Annotated in this window: 17 protein-coding genes; 8 read left to right on the top strand and 9 right to left on the bottom strand. The window is 72.3% G+C overall.

Annotation, left to right across the window (positions count from 1 at the left end; all coding sequences use genetic code 11):
• Nucleotides 1-13: 13 nt before the first annotated feature.
• Nucleotides 14-361 (bottom strand): GntR family transcriptional regulator, encoded by a 348-nt coding sequence (locus VM636_RS14895; protein ID WP_030421064.1) that lies wholly within the window; start codon nt 359-361, stop codon nt 14-16.
• A gap of 103 nt (nt 362-464) precedes the next feature.
• The gene (locus VM636_RS14890) at nt 465-1,367 is read right to left on the bottom strand and encodes a D-alanyl-D-alanine carboxypeptidase (RefSeq protein ID WP_338484789.1); all 903 of its coding nucleotides are present in this window, start codon (nt 1,365-1,367) and stop codon (nt 465-467) included.
• Nucleotides 1,368-1,572: 205 nt separating this feature from the next.
• Here VM636_RS14890 and VM636_RS14885 point away from each other — a divergent pair, with 205 nt between their 5' ends.
• Nucleotides 1,573-2,223: a GntR family transcriptional regulator gene (locus VM636_RS14885; protein WP_030421062.1), complete on the top strand. Its 651-nt coding sequence runs from the start codon at nt 1,573-1,575 to the stop codon at nt 2,221-2,223.
• Nucleotides 2,220-3,551, top strand: a complete 1,332-nt coding sequence (locus VM636_RS14880) for an MFS transporter (RefSeq protein WP_338484787.1) — start codon at nt 2,220-2,222, stop codon at nt 3,549-3,551. Before VM636_RS14885 ends, VM636_RS14880 begins: the two co-directional genes overlap by 4 nt.
• A 62-nt stretch (nt 3,552-3,613) precedes the next feature.
• On the opposite strand, the gene VM636_RS14875 is transcribed toward VM636_RS14880, so the two are convergent.
• Nucleotides 3,614-4,438, bottom strand: a complete 825-nt coding sequence (locus VM636_RS14875; RefSeq protein ID WP_030421060.1) for a maleylpyruvate isomerase family mycothiol-dependent enzyme — start codon at nt 4,436-4,438, stop codon at nt 3,614-3,616.
• 218 nt (nt 4,439-4,656) lie between these two features.
• Here VM636_RS14875 and VM636_RS14870 point away from each other — a divergent pair, with 218 nt between their 5' ends.
• On the top strand, nt 4,657-5,457 hold the full coding sequence (locus VM636_RS14870; RefSeq protein WP_030421059.1) for a carbon-nitrogen family hydrolase: 801 nt from the start codon (nt 4,657-4,659) through the stop codon (nt 5,455-5,457).
• 19 nt (nt 5,458-5,476) lie between these two features.
• On the opposite strand, the gene VM636_RS14865 is transcribed toward VM636_RS14870, so the two are convergent.
• Nucleotides 5,477-5,968, bottom strand: a complete 492-nt coding sequence (locus tag VM636_RS14865; RefSeq protein ID WP_338484785.1) for an LURP-one-related family protein — start codon at nt 5,966-5,968, stop codon at nt 5,477-5,479.
• 131 nt (nt 5,969-6,099) lie between these two features.
• On the opposite strand from VM636_RS14865, the gene VM636_RS14860 reads away from it, so the two are divergent.
• A complete protein-coding gene (locus tag VM636_RS14860) occupies nt 6,100-7,953 on the top strand; it encodes an NHL domain-containing thioredoxin family protein (RefSeq protein WP_338484783.1) in 1,854 nt (617 codons plus the stop codon).
• On the opposite strand, the gene VM636_RS14855 is transcribed toward VM636_RS14860, so the two are convergent.
• The 3 genes from VM636_RS14855 to VM636_RS14845 all read right to left on the bottom strand — a co-directional run bounded on the left by VM636_RS14855 (nt 7,941) and on the right by VM636_RS14845 (nt 11,590).
• Nucleotides 7,941-8,192 (bottom strand): DUF6458 family protein, encoded by a 252-nt coding sequence (locus VM636_RS14855; RefSeq protein ID WP_030421056.1) that lies wholly within the window; start codon nt 8,190-8,192, stop codon nt 7,941-7,943. The genes VM636_RS14860 and VM636_RS14855 overlap by 13 nt on opposite strands.
• A 139-nt stretch (nt 8,193-8,331) precedes the next feature.
• Nucleotides 8,332-9,651 carry a M18 family aminopeptidase gene (locus VM636_RS14850; RefSeq protein ID WP_338484780.1) on the bottom strand — a complete coding sequence of 440 codons (1,320 nt, stop codon included), beginning with the start codon at nt 9,649-9,651 and terminating at the stop codon, nt 8,332-8,334.
• Nucleotides 9,652-9,763: 112 nt separating this feature from the next.
• Nucleotides 9,764-11,590 (bottom strand): acyl-CoA dehydrogenase, encoded by a 1,827-nt coding sequence (locus VM636_RS14845; protein WP_030421054.1) that lies wholly within the window; start codon nt 11,588-11,590, stop codon nt 9,764-9,766.
• A gap of 141 nt (nt 11,591-11,731) precedes the next feature.
• Between VM636_RS14845 and VM636_RS14840 the strand changes: the two genes are divergently transcribed.
• The 3 genes from VM636_RS14840 to VM636_RS14830 all read left to right on the top strand — a co-directional run bounded on the left by VM636_RS14840 (nt 11,732) and on the right by VM636_RS14830 (nt 14,455).
• Nucleotides 11,732-12,196 carry an SseB family protein gene (locus VM636_RS14840; RefSeq protein WP_030421053.1) on the top strand — a complete coding sequence of 155 codons (465 nt, stop codon included), beginning with the start codon at nt 11,732-11,734 and terminating at the stop codon, nt 12,194-12,196.
• Between the two features lie 131 nt (nt 12,197-12,327).
• Entirely contained in the window at nt 12,328-13,305 is a 978-nt protein-coding gene (locus VM636_RS14835) for a pirin family protein (RefSeq protein ID WP_030421052.1), read from the top strand.
• A 76-nt stretch (nt 13,306-13,381) separates the two neighbouring features.
• A complete protein-coding gene (locus tag VM636_RS14830; RefSeq protein ID WP_030421051.1) occupies nt 13,382-14,455 on the top strand; it encodes an AI-2E family transporter in 1,074 nt (357 codons plus the stop codon).
• On the opposite strand, the gene VM636_RS14825 is transcribed toward VM636_RS14830, so the two are convergent.
• Entirely contained in the window at nt 14,398-16,551 is a 2,154-nt protein-coding gene (locus tag VM636_RS14825) for a SpoIIE family protein phosphatase (protein ID WP_030421050.1), read from the bottom strand. The two genes, VM636_RS14830 and VM636_RS14825, sit on opposite strands and share 58 nt — an antisense overlap.
• Before the next feature lie 194 nt (nt 16,552-16,745).
• Between VM636_RS14825 and aspS the strand changes: the two genes are divergently transcribed.
• Nucleotides 16,746-18,509 carry an aspartate--tRNA ligase gene (aspS, locus tag VM636_RS14820; protein ID WP_030421049.1) on the top strand — a complete coding sequence of 588 codons (1,764 nt, stop codon included), beginning with the start codon at nt 16,746-16,748 and terminating at the stop codon, nt 18,507-18,509.
• Nucleotides 18,510-18,591: 82 nt separating this feature from the next.
• Here the strand turns inward: aspS and VM636_RS14815 are convergent, their stop codons facing one another.
• The gene (locus VM636_RS14815; RefSeq protein WP_030421048.1) at nt 18,592-18,957 is read right to left on the bottom strand and encodes a PH domain-containing protein; all 366 of its coding nucleotides are present in this window, start codon (nt 18,955-18,957) and stop codon (nt 18,592-18,594) included.
• Nucleotides 18,958-19,053: the final 96 nt, after the last annotated feature.

The following is a 19,053-nucleotide window of genomic DNA, read 5'->3' as shown; positions in this document are numbered from 1 at the left end:
TTCGTCCTGTCCGTCACGGCAGCCCCCTGATCATGTCGACGACATCGTTCCTGCTGTAGCCCAGCCGGGCCGCCTCGGCGACCAGCTCCCGTGCCCGCAGGTGCAGGACGGAGCGCGCGTCGGCGCCCGCGGCGACGGTGACGCCCCGGCCCCGGCGGAAGTCGAGCAGGCCCTCGTCCCGCAGCCCGCGCAGCCCGCGCAGCACGGTGTTGACGTTGACGTCCAGGGCCTCGGAGAGGTCGCGTGCCGACGGCAGGCGGTCGCCGGGCCCGCACTCGCCCTCGGCGATGGCCCGCCGGATCGCTCCGGCGACCTGCTCGTGCAGAGGGCGGGTGTCGTTCTTGTCGAGACTCAGCAGCATGGTGCTAATGACACTATCACCATGTGCTCCATTCGAGGAGGGCGGGAAACGCCGGAGGGCCCGTCGCCGCGCGACGGGCCCTCCGGGCAGCGGTGTGCGGGCGTCAGCCCAGCCGGGCGAAGCCGTAGTCCATGAGCCGGGTCGCGTCCTTGCCGCGCTGGGTGGCGGACGAGGACGCCAGGACGGTGCCGATCACGGTCTTGCCGTTCCGGGTCGCGGCGAAGACCAGGCAGTACTTGGCCGCCGGGCCCGAGCCGGTCTTCACCCCGGTCGCGCCCCGGTAGCTGCCGAGCAGGGTGTTGGTGTTGGACCAGGCCGCCATGGTGCGGGTGCCGCCGGTCTTGGTGGTCGTCTTGGCGGTGTACGACCTGGTCTTGACGATCGTGCGGAAGGTGGGGTTCTTCATCGCGCTGCTCGCGAGCTTCGTCAGGTCGCGCGGCGTGGAGTAGTTGGTGCCGTTGCCGATGCCGTCGAACGAGTCGAAGTGGGTGTTCTTCATCCCGAGGCCCTTGGCGGTGGTGTTCATCTTGCCGATGAACGACTTCACCCGGGCCGCCCGCGTCGAGCCGGTGCCGTAGGCGTCGGCCAGCGCGTAGGCCGCGTCGCAGCCGGAGGGCAGCATCAGCCCGTAGAGGAGCTGCCGGACGGTGACCTTGTCGCCCACGATCAGCCGGGCGGAGGAGGCGTTCTTCGACACGATGTAGTCGCTGTACGCCATCTGGATCGTGACCTTGCGGTCCAGGTTCAGCTTGGGCTGGGAGAGCACGACCTTGGCGGTCATGATCTTCGTCGTGGACCCGGTCGACAGCTTGGTGTCCGCCGCCTTGGTGTAGAGCGCGGAGCCGTTCGCGTCGTTCATCACGAAGCCGCCCTTGGCGGCGATCGCCGGCGCGGTGGCGGCCTGGGCGGGCGCGGTGGCGAGAGCCCCGCCGGCGAGCACGGCGCCGGTGGTCACGGTGACGACGGCGGCTCTGCGGAGACGGATGCCCGGAATGCCATTGATCAAGAGATATACCCCGATTGTGTGAAGTCGCCTGCGGGGCGGCCGGGTGGTGGGTGGAGCGCGGAGGGGTCCGCAACAGTGCGACATCCGGGCGGGCGGGATGGTTGCACCCCCCGCGGGGGAAATCGGGGCATCCCAGGTCGGGTGCGCGCCGTCCGCATGGTGGACGGCGGCCTCGTTGCACCCCTGTTGTATCTATCCTGTGGGCATGTCCCTGGCCGTGAAGCAACCCCCCGCCGCCGACCGCGTCTACGCCCACGTCAAACAAGCCGTCCTGGAACGCCGTTACGAGGGCGGCACGCTGCTCACCGAGGGGGAGCTGGCGGAGGCCGTGGGCGTCTCCCGCACGCCGGTGCGCGAGGCCCTGCTCCGGCTGGAGGTCGAGGGGCTGCTCCGGCTCTACCCGAAGAAGGGCGCCCTGGTGCTGCCGGTCTCCGCGCAGGAGATCGCCGACGTGGTGGAGACCCGGCTGCTCGTCGAGGAGCACGCGGCCCGCAAGGCCGTACCGGCCCCGCCCGGCCTCCTGGACCGGCTGGAGGAACTCCTCGCCCGGCAGCGCGAGCAGGCCGCCGCCGGGGACTTCGCCGCCGCCGCGGTCACCGACCGCTGCTTCCACGCCGAGATCGTCCGCAGCGGCGGCAACGAGATCCTCTCCCGCCTCTACGACCAGCTCCGCGACCGCCAACTGCGCATGGGCGTCGCCGTGATGCACTCCCACCCCGACCGCATCGCCAAGACCCTCGTCGAGCACGCCGAGATCCTCCGGGCGCTGCGCGAGGGCGACGCGGAGGCGGCCGTCGAGGCCGTCCACCGGCACGTGGGCTGGTTCTCCCACCTGGCCCGGGGCGAGGTGCGATGAACCCGGCGGACTCCGCGCGGTTCCCGGGCCCCGGCCGCCGGCGCGCGCTCCCCGGCGATCCGCCGGGCGGGCGCCGCGCCCTGGCCGTCTGGGGCGTCGGCGTCGCGGTCTACTTCGTCGCCGTCATCTTCCGCACCTCGCTGGGCGTGGCCGGACTGGAGGCGGCCGACCGCTTCCACGTCAACGCCTCGGCGCTGTCCACCTTCTCCATCCTCCAACTGCTCGTCTACGCGGGCATGCAGATACCCGTCGGGCTGCTCGTCGACCGGCTCGGCACCAGGAAGGTGCTGGGCATCGGCGTGGTGCTGTTCACGGCCGGCCAGCTCGGCTTCGCCCTCTCCCCGAGCTTCGGGACGGCGCTGGCCGCGCGCGCCCTGCTCGGCTGCGGCGACGCCATGACCTTCATCAGCGTGCTGCGGCTCGGCTCGCGCTGGTTCCCGGCCCGGCGCGGCCCCCTCGTCGCCCAGCTCGCCGGGCTGGTCGGCATGGCCGGCAACCTCGTCTCCACGCTCGTCATCGCCCGGCTGCTGCACGGCATCGGCTGGACCGCGGCCTTCGCGGGAAGCTCCCTGGCCGGCGTGGTCGTCCTCGTCCTGCTGCTGCTCTTCCTCAAGGACCACCCCGAGGGCCACGAGCCGGAGCCGCTGCCGCACCACGGCGCCGCGTACGTCCGGCGGCAGATCGCCACCTCCTGGCGGGAGCCGGGCACCCGGCTCGGCCTGTGGGTGCACTTCACCACCCAGTTCCCGGCGATGGTCTTCCTGCTGCTGTGGGGGATGCCGTTCCTGGTGGAGGCGCAGGGCCTCTCCCAGGCCAGGGCCGGCGAACTGCTGACCGTGGTCGTGGTCTCCAACATGAGCGTCGGCCTGGTCTACGGACAGATCGTCGGCCGGCACCACAACGCCCGGATGCCGCTGGTCCTCGGCACGGTCGGCACGACCGCCGCCCTGTGGGCCGCGACGCTCCTCCACCCGGCCGACCGCGCCCCGATGTGGCTGCTGGTGGCGCTCTGCGTGGTGCTGGGCGCCTGCGGACCGGCGTCGATGATCGGCTTCGACTTCGCGCGCCCCGCCAACCCGCCCGAACGTCAGGGCACCGCCTCCGGCATCACCAACATGGGCGGTTTCGTCGCCTCCATGACGACGCTGCTCGCCGTGGGTGTGCTGCTGGACGCGACCGGCCAGAACTACACCGTCGCCTTCTCCTCCGTCTTCGTGCTCCAGGCGCTCGGCCTCTCGCAGATCCTGCGCCTGCGCGGCCGGGCCGTCCGCCGCGAGCGGGAACGGCTGGTCGCCAGCCGCGTGGAGACGGTGCACGTTCCCGTCTGACGGCGGCCCGCGCCGCCTCCCCGGCCCACCCGGGCACGGGGAGGGCGGCGCGGGCCGCCGCGCTACGGGGTGACCGTGAAGTGCCGCAGGATCGCCGCCGCCAGCTCCGGGTCGCCGTCGGTCTTGACCCGGTCCCCCGCCGCCTCCGGGGTGATCCGGCCGCAGGCCAGCCGTACGTACGTCTCCCAGTCGAGGGAGAGGCTCGCGGCCGGGCCGAGCGCGGGGGAGGTCTCCAGGGTGCCGCGGCCCTGGATGTCCACGCGGACCGTGCGCAGGAACTCGACCGGGCCGTGCACGTCGAAGACGACGGCCGAACTGCGGGGCGCCTGCGCGTCGTCCGCGACCACCCGCGGCAGCTCGGCCAGGAGCACGTCGCGGGCGACGTACGCGCCCGGGGAGTCGAGGTTGCCCGGCTCGCCGAGGGCCGTGCGCAGGTCCTGCTCGTGCGCCCACACCGCGAAGGCGTGCCGGCGCATGGACTCCTCCAGCGTCAGTTCGGTGCCGAGGGGGCCGCGCACCGTGGCCGACGGGATCCGGGTCTCGTTCCGGAGCTGCCGGTTGCGCCGGATGATCATGTACTCCAGCTCGGAGGTGATCTCGGGCGCCGTGTGGTGGCGGCGCACGTCGACCTGCATCTCCATGTACCGCTGGTGGTCGTTGGTGACGTGGAAGAGGTCACGCGGCAGGGCGTGGATCGGCCGCGGGTCGCCCAGCATCTCCGAGTCCAGGCCCATCACGTGCGAGACGATGTCCCGCACGGACCACCCCGGGCAGGGGGTTCGACGGTTCCAATCTGCTTCCACGAGCGGCTGGACCAGCGCGGATATCGCCTCGATGGAGTGAGTCCAGGCGTCGGCGTAGGGCTGGAGGGTGGGATGCAGACTCACGGAACGGGACCCCTCGGCGGTCGGTACACGGGCAGGTGGTGGCGGCGGTGCCAGTGGGAGTGGCTGCGGTCGTCGGGCGTCGTGGGCCCCCCGAGCTCTCGCCTCCGCTCGAGCCGGGAGGGACCCCCAAGTTACGCTGCTGTGCGGCACCCCGGCAGTGCTTTCGTGTGACGATCGTAGGCCCGAGTCGACGACTCGCATGCCAGGACGGTGGTAGTGTGCGCGCTTCATTGATCCAAATCGCCGTGAACGAGGACGAAACGGCCGAAGCCCGCCGCCTGCGGGCGGCGTCGCTGGTCCGCGCCCAGGCGGGGGCCGACCTCGTCGTGCTGCCCGAGCTGTGGACCACGGGGGCGTTCGCCTTCGAGGAGTTCGCCGCGCGGGCCGAGCCGCTGGAGGGGCCGACCCACGAGGCGATGGCGAAGGCCGCGAGCGAGGCCGGCGTCTGGCTGCACGCGGGCTCCTTCCCCGAACGCGACGAGCACGGCGCCCTCTACAACACCTCCCTCGTCTTCTCCCCCTCCGGCGACCTGGCCGCCGCGTACCGCAAGATCCACCGCTTCGGCTTCGACAAGGGCGAGGCCGTGCTGATGAGCGCGGGCGACGCGCTCGTGACGGCCGCCCTGCCCGGCACCACCCTGGGCGTGGCCACCTGCTACGACCTCCGTTTCCCCGAGCTGTTCCGCGCCCTGGTCGACGCCGGCGCCGAGACGCTCGTCGTGCCGGCGGGCTGGCCGGAGCGCCGCCGCGCGCACTGGACGCTGCTGGCCCGCGCGCGGGCGGTGGAGAACCAGGCGTTCGTCCTGGCCTGCGGCACGGCCGGGACCCACGCCGGGGTGCCGCAGGCGGGCCACTCGCTCGTGGTCGACCCCTGGGGCGAGGTGCTGGCCGAGGCGGGCTCCGGCGAGGAGGTCCTCACCGTGGAGTTCGACCCGGCGGAGGTGGCCCGGACCCGGGAGCGCTTCCCGGCCCTCAGGGACCGCGTCCTGGGCCTGGACCGGCCGGCCCCCCGCGCCTGACACCCGGGGGCCGCCCCGGTCAGCCCTCCCGTTCCTTCTCCGCCAGGTGGATCACGCAGACCGCCAGGGCGATCAGCAGCGAGGGGTCCGCGTCCTCGCGGACCACGTCCACGCCGTAGGTGTCGCGCAGGGTCAGCCAACGCCGCGAGACGACCGCGAGCAGCTCACCGTCGTACTCGATGGCGAACTCGCGGTCGAGCACCTTGCCGCTGACGTCCAGTTCGGTGCCCTCGGCCATGGTGACCCGGTAGTGGTTGCGCAGCAGGGAGAGCCGCTTGCGCTTCAGGGTGGCGAGCGGTTCGCCGCCGCGCTCGATCACCATGGTGTCCCGCAGCGCGAACATCTTCCGGTGGATGTCGATCAGGACGCGGCCCCGGGTGTCCTTCAGCTCCCAGGTGTCGCGCAGCCGCATGGCCTTGCCGTCGACGAGGAACACCTTGTTGCCGTCGGCGTCCTCGATCCAGTAGTCGTCGCCGATGCCGAGGAGCCGGTCGTACACGAGGAATCTCATGCCGGATCGCTTCCCGTTCCGCCTCCGCGAAACCCGGCCGCCACACCGACGGCCGGTCCCCCGGGCGCCCGGCGGACGGGCGGGGGCGGGCGCGCGCGGGGGAGCGCGGCGGTAGTGGCACTCTTGGAGGCATGAGTAAGCGTGCCCGCGTCCGCGCCCCTGAGCTGCGAGGACGGTCCTGGATCAACACCGGCGGCAAGGAGCTGTCCCTCGCGGGCCTCCGGGGCCGCATCGTGGTGCTGGACTTCTGGACCTTCTGCTGTGTCAACTGCCTCCACGTCCTCGACGAGCTGCGGGAGCTGGAGGAGAAGCACCGGGACACCGTCGTGATCGTCGGCGTGCACTCGCCGAAGTTCGCGCACGAGGCCGAGCACCGGGCGGTGGTCGACGCGGTCGAGCGGTACGGCGTGGAGCACCCGGTGCTCGACGACCCGGAGCTGGCCACCTGGAAGCAGTACGCGGTGCGGGCCTGGCCCACCCTGGTCGTCATCGACCCCGAGGGCCACGTCGTCGCCCAGCACGCCGGCGAGGGGCACGCGCACGCCATCGAGAAGCTGGTGGCGGAGCTGGAGGCGGAGCACGGGGCGAAGGGCACGCTGCGGCGTGGCGACGGGCCCTACGTGGCGCCGGAGCCCGAGCCGACCGTGCTGCGCTTCCCGGGCAAGGCGCTGCTGCTGCCCTCCGGGACCTTCCTGGTCACCGACACCACCCGGCACCAGCTCGTCGAGCTGGACGAGGACGGCGAGAGCGTCCTGCGCCGGATCGGCGACGGCACCCGGGGCCTGGCCGACGGCCCGGCGGACCGCGCCCGTTTCCAGGAGCCGCAGGGCCTCGCGCCGCTGCCCGACGGCACCGTCGTCGTCGCCGACACGGTCAACCACGCGCTGCGCCGCTTCGACCCGGCGACCGGCGAGGTCACCACCCTGGCCGGCACCGGCCGCCAGTGGATGCAGGGCGAGCCCACCGCGGGCCCCGGCCGCGAGGTCGCCCTCTCCTCGCCCTGGGACGTGGCCTGGTGGCGGGACCGGGTGTGGATCGCCATGGCCGGCGTCCACCAGCTCTGGGCCTACGACCCGGCCGACGGCAGCGTGGGCGTGACCGCCGGCACCACCAACGAGGGCCTGGTCGACGGGCCCGGCGCCGAGGCGTGGTTCGCCCAGCCGTCCGGGCTCGCGGCCGGTACCGACCGGCTCTGGGTCGCCGACTCCGAGACCTCCGCCCTGCGCTTCGTGGACACCGACGGCACGGTCCACACCGCCGTCGGCACCGGCCTGTTCGACTTCGGCCACCGCGACGGGGAGGCGGGCCAGGCCCTGCTCCAGCACCCGCTGGGCGTCACCGTGCTGCCCGACGGCTCGGTCGCCGTCGCCGACACCTACAACCACGCCCTGCGCCGCTACGACCCGGCGAGCGGGGAGGTGACGACGCTCGCCACCGATCTGCGCGAGCCGAGCGACGCCGTCCTGGTGGGCGACGACATCGTGGTCGTGGAGTCGGCCCGGCACCGGCTGACCCGGCTGCGGCTGCCCGAGGAGGCGGTCCGCGTCGAGGCGGTCGCCCACCGCACGCGGCGCGAGGCGACCGAGGTGGCCCCGGGCACCCTCCTGCTCGACGTGGTCTTCCAGGCGCCCGCCGGGCAGAAGCTCGACACCCGCTACGGGCCCTCGACCCGGCTGCTGGTCTCCGCCACGCCGCCCGGCCTGCTGCGCTCGGGCGAGGGCGCGGGGACCGGCCTGGGCCGCGTGCTGGAGCTGGACCCCGAGGTGACGGAGGGGGTCCTGCACGTCTCCGCGATGGCCGCGTCCTGCGACGACGACCCGGCCAACGCGTACCCGGCCTGCCACGTCCACCAGCAGGACTGGGGCGTCCCGGTCCGGCTGACCGCGTCCGGCGCGACCCGGCTGCCGCTGGTCCTCGCCGGACTCGACGAAGGCGGCGCGGACGGCGCCGAGGGCACGGGCGCCGGCGCGGGTCAGACGCCGTAGCCGTCGTCGTACCCGTCGCGGGGGTGGTGGTGGGGCCGGTCCTCGACGATCGGGGTCGCCGGCGGCATCACCACCCGGCGGCGCCGGGCGATGCTGCCGAACGTGGCGACCCCGATCAGTCCGACGACCATGAAGATGACGCCGACCAGGTCGAGGTCGACGCCCCGCATCTCCCAGTCGGTCGCGAACGTGAGGATGGCTCCCACGGCGATGAGGATGATGCACCCGCCGAGGCCCATGAGCGTCGCCTCCCTGTAGGTCCGGTCGGCCGGACTCTCCGGCCGATCCGGTCCGTTCGGGTACCCCCGGGCGGAACGCCCATGCGGCCGGGGGGTGTTGCCCGCCGCGCGCGGCGGGCCTCCCGCGGCCCTATGGCCCTCAGCCCGTCAGGAACGCCGTCAGCGCGGCGGCGAGGAGGTGGGGGTCCTCGCCGCCGCACAGCTCCCGCGCGCTGTGCATCGACAGGATCGCCACGCCGATGTCGACGGTGTGGATGCCGTGCCGGGCCGCGGTGATCGGGCCGATGGTGGTGCCGCAGGGCATGGAGTTGTTCGAGACGAAGGTCTGGAAGGGCACGCCCGCCTTCTCGCAGGCGGCGGCGAACACCGCCCGGCCCGAACCGTCCGTCGCGTAGCGGTTGTTGACGTTGACCTTGAGGATGGGGCCGCCGTTGACGCGCGGGTGGTGTGTCGGGTCGTGCCGTTCGGCGTAGTTGGGGTGGACCGCGTGCCCGGTGTCGGAGGAGAGGCACACGGTGCCCGCGAAGGCCCGCGCCCGGTCCTCCCAGGAGCCGCCGCGGGCGAGGACGGAGCGTTCCAGCACCCCGCCGAGCAGCGGACCGTCGGCGCCGGTGTCGGACTGGGAGCCGTTCTCCTCGTGGTCGAAAGCGGCGAGCACGGGGACGTACGGCAGCGGCCCGCCGGACGCGGCGGCGGCGGTCAGCGCGGCCACCCCGGCGTGCACGGAGAGCAGGTTGTCCATGCGGGGGCCGGCCACCAGCTCGCGGTCGCGGCCCAGGTACGCCGGGGGCTCCACGGGGTGGGTCATCAGGTCCCAGCCGGTCACCTCCCCCGGGGCGACGCCCGCCTCCTCCTCCAGGAAGGCGACGAGGTCGCCGTCGCGGACGGTGTCGGCGAGGCCCCAGACGGGCTGGAGGTGGCGCTGCTTGTCCAGCTTGAGGCCCTCGGAGGAGACCGTGCGGTCCAGGTGGATGGCGAGCTGGGGCACGCGCAGCAGCGGCCGGGCGACGTCGACCAGGCGGGTGGTGCCGTCGCGCAGGCTCAGCCGGCCGGCGAGGCCGAGGTCGCGGTCGAGCCAGGAGTTGAGCAGCGGTCCGCCGTAGATCTCCACGGCGACCTGGCGCCAGCCGTGCGCCCCGCTGTCCGGGCGGGGCTTGACGCGCAGGTTGGGGGAGTCGGTGTGTGCGCCGACGATGCGGAAGGGGGTGTGCGGCCGGGCGCCCTCGGGGACGTACCAGGCGACGATCGCGCCGCCGCGCAGCACGTACCGTCCGCCGCTCCCCGCGGCGGAGACCTCCGCCGACTCGTCCCAGGAGTCCGTCTCCGACACCTGCCGGAAGCCGGCCTTCTCCAGCCGCTCGGCGGCGTTGGCCACGGCGTGGTACGGCGTCGGACTGGCGGCCAGGAAGGACATCAGGTCGTCGGTGTGACCGCGGTCGAAACGGAGGGGTTCGCTCATGGGTTCACCTTAACGACGGACCGGGGCCCGCTCCCGTCGGTGGGAGCGGGCCCCGTGAGGAGAGTGTGGAGGTACCCCCCGGGGGTCCGGGCCGCGCGGGCCCGGACCGGGGTCAGAAGGCGGCCTCGTCCAGCTCCATGAGGTCCAGCTCGACGCCCTGGGCGACCTTGCGGGCCAGGGTGACGCCGGGCAGGACGGTGGCGGCGAAGAACGTGGCCGCCGCGATCTTGCCGGTGTAGAAGGCCCGGTCCTTGGCGGAGGCGGTCGGCAGCTTCTCGGCGGCGACGGCGGCGCCCTTGAGGAGCAGGTAGCCGACGATCACGTCGCCGGAGGCCATCAGCAAGCGGGTGGTGTTGAGCCCGACCTTGTAGATGTTCTTGACGTCCTGCTCGGTGGCGGCGAGGTCGGTGAGCATGAGGCCGACCAGGGCCTCCAGCTCGACGGCGGCCTTCGCCAGGTGCTCGCGGGCGGCGGACAGCTCCTCGCCGCCGGTGGCGAGGGCGAGGAACTCCTTGATGTCCTCGGCGAGGGCGTTGAGCGCGGCGCCCTGGTTGCGGACGATCTTCCGGAAGAAGAAGTCCTGGCCCTGGATGGCCGTGGTGCCCTCGTAGAGGGTGTCGATCTTGGAGTCGCGGATGTACTGCTCGATCGGGTACTCCTGCAGGAAGCCGGAGCCGCCGAAGGTCTGGAGCGACTGCGCGAGCTGCTCGTAGCCCTTCTCGGAGCCGTAGCCCTTGACGATGGGCAGGAGCAGGTCGTTGAGGGCGTGGTCGGCGGTGGTGTCCTCGCCGTTCGCCTCCTTGACCGCGATGGTGTCCTGGACGGAGGCGGTGTAGAGCACCAGCGCCCGCATGCCCTCCGCGTACGCCTTCTGCGTCATGAGCGAGCGGCGCACGTCGGGGTGGTGCGTGATGGTGACCTTGGGCGCGGCCTTGTCCATGAAGTTGGCCAGGTCGGGCCCCTGGACGCGCTCCTTGGCGTACTCCAGCGCGTTGAGGTAGCCGGTGGAGAGGGTGGAGATCGCCTTCGTGCCGACCATCATGCGGGCGAACTCGATGATGCGGAACATCTGGCGGATGCCGTCGTGCTTCTCGCCGATCAGCCAGCCCTTGGCGGGGTGGCGGTCGCCGAAGGTCATCTCGCAGGTGTTGGACGCCTTCAGGCCCATCTTGTGCTCGACGTTGGTGGCGTAGACGCCGTTGCGCTCGCCCGGCTCGCCGGTCTCGGCGTCGAAGAGGTACTTCGGGACGAGGAAGAGGGAGAGGCCCTTGGTGCCGGGGCCGGCGCCCTCGGGGCGGGCGAGGACGTAGTGGAGGATGTTCTCGGACATGTCGTGCTCGCCCGAGGTGATGAAGCGCTTGACGCCCTCGATGTGCCAGGAGCCGTCCTCCTGCTTGACCGCCTTGGCGCGGCCGGCGCCCACGTCGGAGCCGGCGTCCGGCTCGGTGAGGACCATGGTGGAGCCCCACTGGCGCTCGACGGCGATCCGGGCGATCTTCTTCTGCTCGTCGGTGCCCTCGTCGTGGAGGATGCCGGCGAAGGCGGGGCCGGAGGAGTACATCCACACGGCCGGGTTGGCGCCCAGGATCAGCTCGGCGTAGGCCCAGATCAGCGAGGGCGGCGCGGTGGTGCCGCCGATGGCCTCGGGCAGGCCCAGCCGCCAGTACTCGGAGTCCATGAAGGCCTGGTAGCTCTTCTTGAAGGACGCGGGGACCGGAGCCGTGTTCGTCTCCGGGTCGAAGACCGGCGGGTTGCGGTCGGCGTCGGCGAAGGACTCGGCCAGCTCGTTCTCGGCGAGGCGGGTCAGTTCCTCGAGGACGCTGCGGGCGGTGTCGGTGTCCATCTCCGCGAACGGGCCGGTGCCGTACAGCTTGTCGCGGCCGAGCACCTCGAAGAGGTTGAACTCGATGTCCCGGAGATTCGGCTTGTAGTGCCCCATGGCGATGGCTCCGTTGAGAGATCGGCGAGGCGCTGTCTCCTCGCGTCCGTACACGTTCCGATTGGTGTTCCGATGATGCTACCCGTCGGTAATAAGAAGCAACCCCAAGCGGTCCATCTGTGACTCGTTACTCTTTGCCGCATGTACGGCTACGACCAGACCGCGGGCCCTCAGCAGCAGTACGCCCCGCCGCAGCAGCCGATGTCCGGCGGATACGGGCAGCAGCCGCCGCTGTACCCCGAGCCGTCCCCGCCCTCCCTCGCGGACGCGGTGCGCGCGTTCACGACGGGGCAGATGGCCGCCGAGGACTTCCAGCAGATCTTCGCCACCTCGAAGGTCTACTGCCCACGCGGCGACAACCCCGGCTTCCTCGCCCTGCACAACACCCAGCAGCCGGTGATCCCCATGTTCACCTCGCTCAAGGAGTTGCGCCGCTACGCGGGCAAGGAGTCCAAGTACTTCGTGATCACCGGCGCGGAGGTGATCGACCTGCTGCCGACGGGGTACGGCTTCGTGCTGGACATGGAGGGCGAGCACCGGATGGTGTTCGACGCCAAGGCCGTCGAACAGATGGTCGATTTCGCCATGCGCCGGATGTACGGATGACGCGCCGGACGCGCGGCTGACGTGGTCGCGCCGAAGCGAGCCCGGAGGGAATACCCTCCGGGCTTTCTCGGTTGGGAGTGGCAAGAAGTTCAACGCTCAACTAAAGTGGTCGTACCCGAGGAGGTACCGACATGCCCGCAGTGACCGTCGAGAACCCGTTGACGCTGCCCCGTGTATCCGCGCCCGCCGACGCCGTGGCGCGCCCCGTGCTCACCGTCACGACCGCGCCCGGCGGTTTCGAGGGGGAGGGCTTCCCGGTGCGCCGCGCGTTCGCCGGGATCAACTACCGCCATCTCGACCCGTTCATCATGATGGACCAGATGGGTGAGGTGGAGTACGCGCCCGGGGAGCCCAAGGGCACGCCCTGGCACCCCCACCGCGGCTTCGAGACCGTCACCTACATCATCGACGGCACCTTCGACCACCAGGACAGCCACGGCGGCGGCGGGACCATCACCGACGGCGACACCCAGTGGATGACCGCCGGCAGCGGCCTGCTCCACATCGAGGCCCCGCCGGAGGAGCTGGTCGTCTCCGGCGGCCTCTTCCACGGCCTCCAGCTCTGGGTGAACCTGCCGGCCAAGGACAAGATGATGGCGCCGCGCTACCAGGACATCCGCGGCGGCAGCGTCCAGCTCCTCACCTCCCCCGACGGCGGCGCGCTGCTGCGCGTCATCGCCGGCGCGCTGGACGGCCACGAGGGCCCCGGCATCACCCACACGCCGATCACCATGATCCACGCGACGCTGGCACCGGGCGCCGAGATCACCCTGCCCTGGCGCGAGGACTTCAACGGCCTCGCCTACGTCATGGCCGGCCGCGGCAGTGTCGGTGCCGAGCGGCGCCCGGTCCACCTGGGCCAGACCGCCGTCTTCGGCGCGGGCTCCTCGCTGACCGTCCGCGCGGACGAGAAGCAGGACTCCCACACCCCCGACCTGGAGGTCGTCCTGCTCGGCGGCCGGCCGATCCGGGAGCCGATGGCCCACTACGGCCCGTTCGTCATGAACACCCGCGAGGAACTCCAGCAGGCCTTCGAGGACTTCCAGAAGGGCCGTCTGGGCTCGGTCCCCGCCGTCCACGGCATGTCCGGCGAGGGCCCGGGGGCCTGATCCCCGGCTGACGCCGTGTCACCCGGGCGGCCTTCCGCACAGGACAGGCCGCCCGGCGCGTGGTCGGGTGGAGGCTGTGCAGCTCCTCCCCGACCCGGTACGCCGCTTCGCCGCCTGGTGCGTGGTCCTCCTGCTCGCCAGCGGCGTCGGCTGGGTCGCCATCCGGATCTGTGTCGAACTGCGCACCGCGGTCACGCCCGTCCTGCTGGCCCTGCTCGGCACCGCCCTGCTGCGGCCCCTGCACCGACGGCTCGTACGGGCCCGGGTGCAGCGTTCGCTCGCCGCCGGGCTGACCTGCGTCGCCGTCGTCGCCGTGGTCGGCGGTGCCGTCTACGTCGTGGTGACCGCGCTCGTCGACAGCGGCGCCCAGATCCTCGCCTCGCTGCGGCACGCCGCCCGCGGCATCGCCGAGCACTTCGGGGCGGCCGGCACCTCCCTGGACGACCTCGCCACCAACGCCCGCGAACTGCTGGCCAAGTTCGGCGGCACCGCCGCCTCCGGGGTGATCAGCGGGGTGAGCGTGGTCGGCGAGACCGCCGCCGTCGCGGTCCTCGCCCTGCTCCTCGTCTTCTTCTTCCTGCGCGACTCCGACCGCGCCGTCGGCGCTGTGCGGGCGGTGGCCCCGACGCACAGCGCCGACACGGTCGAGGCCATGGCCCGGCGGGCCTACGGCGCCGTCGAGGGCTTCATGCGCGGCACCACCTTCATCGCCCTGATCGACGCCTTCTGCATCACCGTCGGCCTGCTGGTCCTGCGCGTCCCCGGCGCGCTCGGCCTCGGCGCCCTGGTCTTCGTCGGCGCCTACATCCCCTACCTCGGCGCCTTCATCTCGGGCACCGTCTCCGTGCTGGTGGCCCTCGCCGACCGGGGGTTCGTCATCGCCGTGTGGGCGCTCGGGGTGGTGGTCGCCGTGCAGGTGCTGGAGGGGCACGTGCTCCAGCCGGTGATCCAGAGCCGCACCGTGCAGATGCACCCCGCGGTCGTGCTGCTCGCGCTGACCGCGGGCGCCGCCGTCGCCGGCATCCTCGGCATGCTCCTGGCCGTGCCGCTCACCGCGGCGGCCTTCGGCATCGTGCACGAACTCCAGGACCGCTACGCGGCCCCGCCGCCGGGAACGTCCCCGGGCTCCGCCGGGGCACCGGACTCGTAGACCTCGTACCAGATGCTCTTGCCGGTGCCGCGCGGGGCGACGCCCCAGGCGTCCGCGAGCATCTCGATCAGCACCAGTCCGCGCCCGGACGACGCCATCTCCCCCGGCCGCCGCTTGTGCGGCAGCTCCTTGCCGGAGTCGCTGACCTCCACGTGGATGCGCCGCTCGCCGGGCTCCCCGGTCACCTCCGCGACCAGCAGCGCGTCGGCGTCGGTGTGGACCAGGACGTTGGTCAGCATCTCGGAGAGCAGCAACACCGCCGCGTCCCGCTGCTCGCCGTCCGGCCAGTCGTACAACAGGTCCCGCAGGTGTTCGCGGGCGGCGGCGATCCGCTCCGGCTCGGCCTGCGCGATCGTCAGCATGGTCCGCCGGACCGGGGGCCGCCGCGCCGGGGCCCCGCCGGCCCCGGCCGCCACGTCCTGGCGGCACAGGAGCAGCAGGGCGATGTCGTCCTCGCGCCGGTCCACGAGGGGCCCGGTCGTGTAGTACGAGGTCGGGCCGTGCACGACCCCGACCAGGGCGTCGGCCAGCGCCTCCAGGTCGCCGGTGTGCCGCTCCAGGACGTTCCGCAGCCGGACCCAGCCGCTCTGCAGGTCGTGGCCGCCCGTCTCGACCAGCCCGTCCGTGCAGAGCAGCAGGGTGTCGCCGGGCTCCAGGGCGAGCCGCGTGGTCGGGTAGTCGGCGTCCGGGTCGATGCCGAGCGGCAGCCCGCCCGCCGTGGCCCGGATCAGCGCCGTCCCGTCCGCCATCCGCACCACCGGGTCCAGGTGCCCGGCGCGGGCGCTGTGCGCGGTCCCGGTGAGCGGGTCGACCTCGATGTAGAGGCAGGTGGCGAAGCGCACGTCGCCCGGGTCCTCGTCCGAGCCGTTGATGCCGCACAGGAAGCGGGAGGCGCGGGTGAGCACCGCGTCCGGGCGGTGGCCCTCGGCGGCGTAGGCGCGCAGCGCGATCCGCAACTGGCCCATCAGCCCGGCGGCCCGTACGTCATGGCCCTGGACGTCTCCGATGACCAGGGCGAAACGGTCGCCGGGCAGCGGGATCAGGTCGTACCAGTCGCCGCCGACCTGGAGCCCGCCGCCGGTCGGCACGTAGCGGGCGGCGATGTCCACGCCGGGGATGTCGGGGCCCAGCACGGGGAGCATGGACCGCTGGAGCCCGTCCGTCAGCTCCCGCTGCGTCTCCGCCGCCCCGGCCCGTGACAGCGCCTGTGCCAGCATCCGGGCGACGGTGGTCAGCACCGAGCGCTCGTCCGGGGTGAAGCCGACCGGGTAGGTGAAGCCCGCCATCCAGGCGCCCATGGTGTGGCCCGCCACCGTCAGCGGCAGGAAGGCCCAGGAACGGCGGTCGAAGGGCTCGGCGAGCGGCCAGGTGAGCGGGTAGCGGGTGCGGTACTCCTCGGGGGAGGAGAGGTAGACCGCGCGGCCGGTGCGGACCACCTCGGCCGCCGGGTAGTCGGTGTCCAGCGGCATGTTCGCGAAGGGGACCTCGTCGCCGTCCTGCTGTCCGTGGTGGCCGATGATGGTCAGCCGGTCGCCCTCCACCCCGAACACCGCGAGCCCCTCCGGGGAGAACCCCGGCATCGCCAGTCCCGCCGCGACCCGCAGCACCTCCCGGGTCGACCGGGCCTCGGCCAGCGCCCGTCCCGCGTCCAGCAGGAACGCCTCGCGCGAGCGGCGCCAGTCGCCGGTGACCGCCCGGCGCCCGGCGGGGGTGCCCGGTTCCGGCTGGGCGACCTCCTGGAGGGTGCCGATCAGCTCGTACGCCTTGCGGACGGGGTCGAAGGTGGGCCGGGAGCGGCTGCGCACGATCCGGACGACGTGATCCCGTTCGTCCATGATCCGCAGCCGGACCTCGGCGAGCGTGCCCTCGACGGCGGCGAGCCGGACCACACCGGTGATCTCGTTCCAGTCCTCGGGGTGCAGCCGGGCCCGCACCTGGACCTCGGTGAGCCGCACGCCGCGGGCCGGCAGCCCGAGCAGCCGGGCGGCCTCCGCGTCGACCGTGACCTCTCCGGTGGCGGTGTCCCACTGCCACAGGCCGGTGGCGAGAGCCGCCAGGACGTCCCCCACCTCGGGCAGGGGCTCACCAGTGCGCATTGCCCCACTTTAAGAAGAGGTGATCGGGGGCTGCCACCGCTCGCCCGCTCGACAAGTGGGAGGAAGCAGGCCATGAGTCCCCGGTACGCTGGGGTTGTTTCACGTGAAACACGGACCGTGAGCGCATGGGCCGTGCGACGCCGTGAGGCACCGTGATCCCCAGACCCCGATCCGCGAAGACTGGATGAACGACGATGCATCGGTACAGGTCCCACACCTGCGGCGAGCTCCGCGCCTCTGACGTCGGCACCGACGTCCGGCTGAGTGGCTGGCTGCACAATCGGCGAGACCTGGGCGGCATCCTCTTCATCGATCTGCGCGATCACTACGGCATCACGCAGCTCGTCGCCCGTCCGGGTACGGAGGCGTACGAGGCGCTGGACCGGATGACCAAGGAGTCGACCGTCCGCGTGGACGGCAAGGTCGTCTCCCGCGGCGCCGAGAACGTCAACCCCGAGCTGCCCACCGGCGAGATCGAGGTCGAGGTGGGCGAGGTCGAGCTGCTCGGCGCCGCCCAGCCGCTGCCCTTCACCATCAACACCGATGACGGGGTCAACGAGGAGCGGCGCCTGGAGTACCGCTTCCTCGACCTGCGTCGCGAGCGGATGCACCGCAACATCATGCTGCGCACCGCGGTCATCTCGGCCATCCGCCACAAGATGGTGGCCCTCGGCTTCAACGAGATGGCGACGCCCATCCTCACCGCCACCTCCCCCGAGGGCGCCCGCGACTTCGTCGTGCCCTCCCGGCTGCACGCGGGCCGCTTCTACGCCCTGCCGCAGGCGCCCCAGCAGTTCAAGCAGCTCCTGATGGTCTCCGGCTTCGACCGCTACTTCCAGATCGCGCCCTGCTTCCGCGACGAGGACGCCCGCGCCGACCGTTCGCCGGGCGAGTTCTACCAGCTCGACGTCGAGATGAGCTTCGTCGAGCAGGAGGACATCTTCCGCCCGGTCGAGCAGCTCATGACCGAGCTGTTCACCGAGTTCGGCGAGGGGCGCGAGGTCACCTCGCCCTTCCCGCGCATCCCGTTCCGCGAGGCGATGCTGAAGTACGGCTCCGACAAGCCGGACCTGCGCGCGCTCCTGGAACTGGTCGACATCACCGACATCTTCGAGGGCTCCGCCTTCAAGGCCTTCGCCGGCAAGCACGTGCGGGCCCTGCCGGTGCCGGACGTCTCCGACCGGCCCCGCAAGTTCTTCGACCAGCTCGGCGACTACGCCGTCTCGCAGGGCGCCAAGGGCCTGGCCTGGGTCCGTGTCGGCGAGGACGGTTCGCTGACCGGCCCGATCGCCAAGTTCCTCACCGAGGAGAACGTCGCCGAGCTGACCAAGCGGCTCTCGCTCGCCGCCGGCCACGCGGTCTTCTTCGGTGCCGGCGAGTTCGACGAGGTCTCCAAGATCATGGGCGCGGTGCGCGTCGAGGCCGCCCGCCGGGCCGGCCACTTCGAGGAGAACGTCTTCCGCTTCTGCTGGATCGTCGACTTCCCGATGTACGAGAAGGACGAGGAGACCGGCCGGATCGACTTCTCCCACAACCCCTTCTCGATGCCCCAGGGCGGTCTGGAGGCCCTGGAGAACCAGGACCCGCTGTCCATCCTGGCCTGGCAGTACGACATCGTCTGCAACGGCGTCGAGCTGTCCTCCGGCGCGATCCGGAACCACGAGCCGGAGATCATGCTCAAGGCGTTCGAGATCGCCGGGTACGACGCGGAGACCGTCGAGCGCGAGTTCGCGGGCATGCTGCGCGCCCTCCGCTTCGGCGCCCCTCCGCACGGCGGCATCGCCCCGGGCGTCGACCGCATCGTCATGCTGCTCGCCGACGAGCCCAACATCCGCGAGACGATCGCCTTCCCGCTCAACGGCAACGCCCAGGACCTCATGATGGGCGCCCCGAGCGAGCTGGACGAGGCCCGGCTGAGGGAGCTGCACCTGACGGTGCGCAAGCCCCAGCCGAAGTGACGGACGGCGGACCACGACGGACGACGGGCGGGGCCCGGCACCGGTACACCGGTGCCGGGCCCCGCCCGTCGCGTCGGCGACCCTAGCGGGCCACGAACTCGGTGAGGATCGCCTGCACCTCGTAGATGTCGACGCCCTTGGTGAAGGTCTTCTCCACCGGCTCCGCGGTGCCGGAGATCCAGATCTTCAGCTCGGCGTCCAGGTCCAGGTGCCCGGCCGTCTCCACCGAGAAGTGCGTGATGCTCCGGTACGGGATCGAGTGGTACTCCGTCTTCCGCCCCGTGATGCCCTGCTTGTCGATCAGCAGCAGCCGCCGGTCGGTGAAGAGGATGGTGTCGCGGATCAGCAGGTAGGCGGTCCGCACCTGCTCGCCGTGGCCCAGCAGCCGGGCGTACTCCTGCTGCGCCTGGGCCGGGTCGATGCTGTGCGCGTTGCCGAACAGTGCCATGGGTGACTCCCCCGGTGCGGTACGGCGGCCGGCCGGCCGCCGTACCGCGATCCTCGCAAGAACACGGGGACCGGGAGGGGGAAACCCCCCGCCCGG

This window comes from Streptomyces sp. SCSIO 75703 (assembly GCF_036607905.1).
Taxonomy (GTDB): domain Bacteria; phylum Actinomycetota; class Actinomycetes; order Streptomycetales; family Streptomycetaceae; genus Streptomyces.
This window is presented reverse-complemented; position numbering and strand designations above follow the sequence as displayed.

Bases quoted from the DNA above. Each gene is read 5' to 3' on its own strand.
- VM636_RS14845 (WP_030421054.1), bottom strand. From the start codon at position 11,590: ATGGGGCACTACAAGCCGAATCTCCGGGACATCGAGTTCAACCTCTTC.
- VM636_RS14840 (WP_030421053.1), top strand. From the start codon at position 11,732: ATGTACGGCTACGACCAGACCGCGGGCCCTCAGCAGCAGTACGCCCCG.
- VM636_RS14850 (WP_338484780.1), bottom strand. From the start codon at position 9,651: ATGAGCGAACCCCTCCGTTTCGACCGCGGTCACACCGACGACCTGATG.
- VM636_RS14860 (WP_338484783.1), top strand. From the start codon at position 6,100: ATGAGTAAGCGTGCCCGCGTCCGCGCCCCTGAGCTGCGAGGACGGTCC.
- VM636_RS14815 (WP_030421048.1), bottom strand. From the start codon at position 18,957: ATGGCACTGTTCGGCAACGCGCACAGCATCGACCCGGCCCAGGCGCAG.
- VM636_RS14885 (WP_030421062.1), top strand. From the start codon at position 1,573: ATGTCCCTGGCCGTGAAGCAACCCCCCGCCGCCGACCGCGTCTACGCC.
- VM636_RS14825 (WP_030421050.1), bottom strand. From the start codon at position 16,551: ATGCGCACTGGTGAGCCCCTGCCCGAGGTGGGGGACGTCCTGGCGGCT.
- VM636_RS14895 (WP_030421064.1), bottom strand. From the start codon at position 361: ATGCTGCTGAGTCTCGACAAGAACGACACCCGCCCTCTGCACGAGCAG.
- VM636_RS14835 (WP_030421052.1), top strand. From the start codon at position 12,328: ATGCCCGCAGTGACCGTCGAGAACCCGTTGACGCTGCCCCGTGTATCC.
- aspS (WP_030421049.1), top strand. From the start codon at position 16,746: ATGCATCGGTACAGGTCCCACACCTGCGGCGAGCTCCGCGCCTCTGAC.
- VM636_RS14865 (WP_338484785.1), bottom strand. From the start codon at position 5,968: ATGAGATTCCTCGTGTACGACCGGCTCCTCGGCATCGGCGACGACTAC.
- VM636_RS14855 (WP_030421056.1), bottom strand. From the start codon at position 8,192: ATGGGCCTCGGCGGGTGCATCATCCTCATCGCCGTGGGAGCCATCCTC.
- VM636_RS14880 (WP_338484787.1), top strand. From the start codon at position 2,220: ATGAACCCGGCGGACTCCGCGCGGTTCCCGGGCCCCGGCCGCCGGCGC.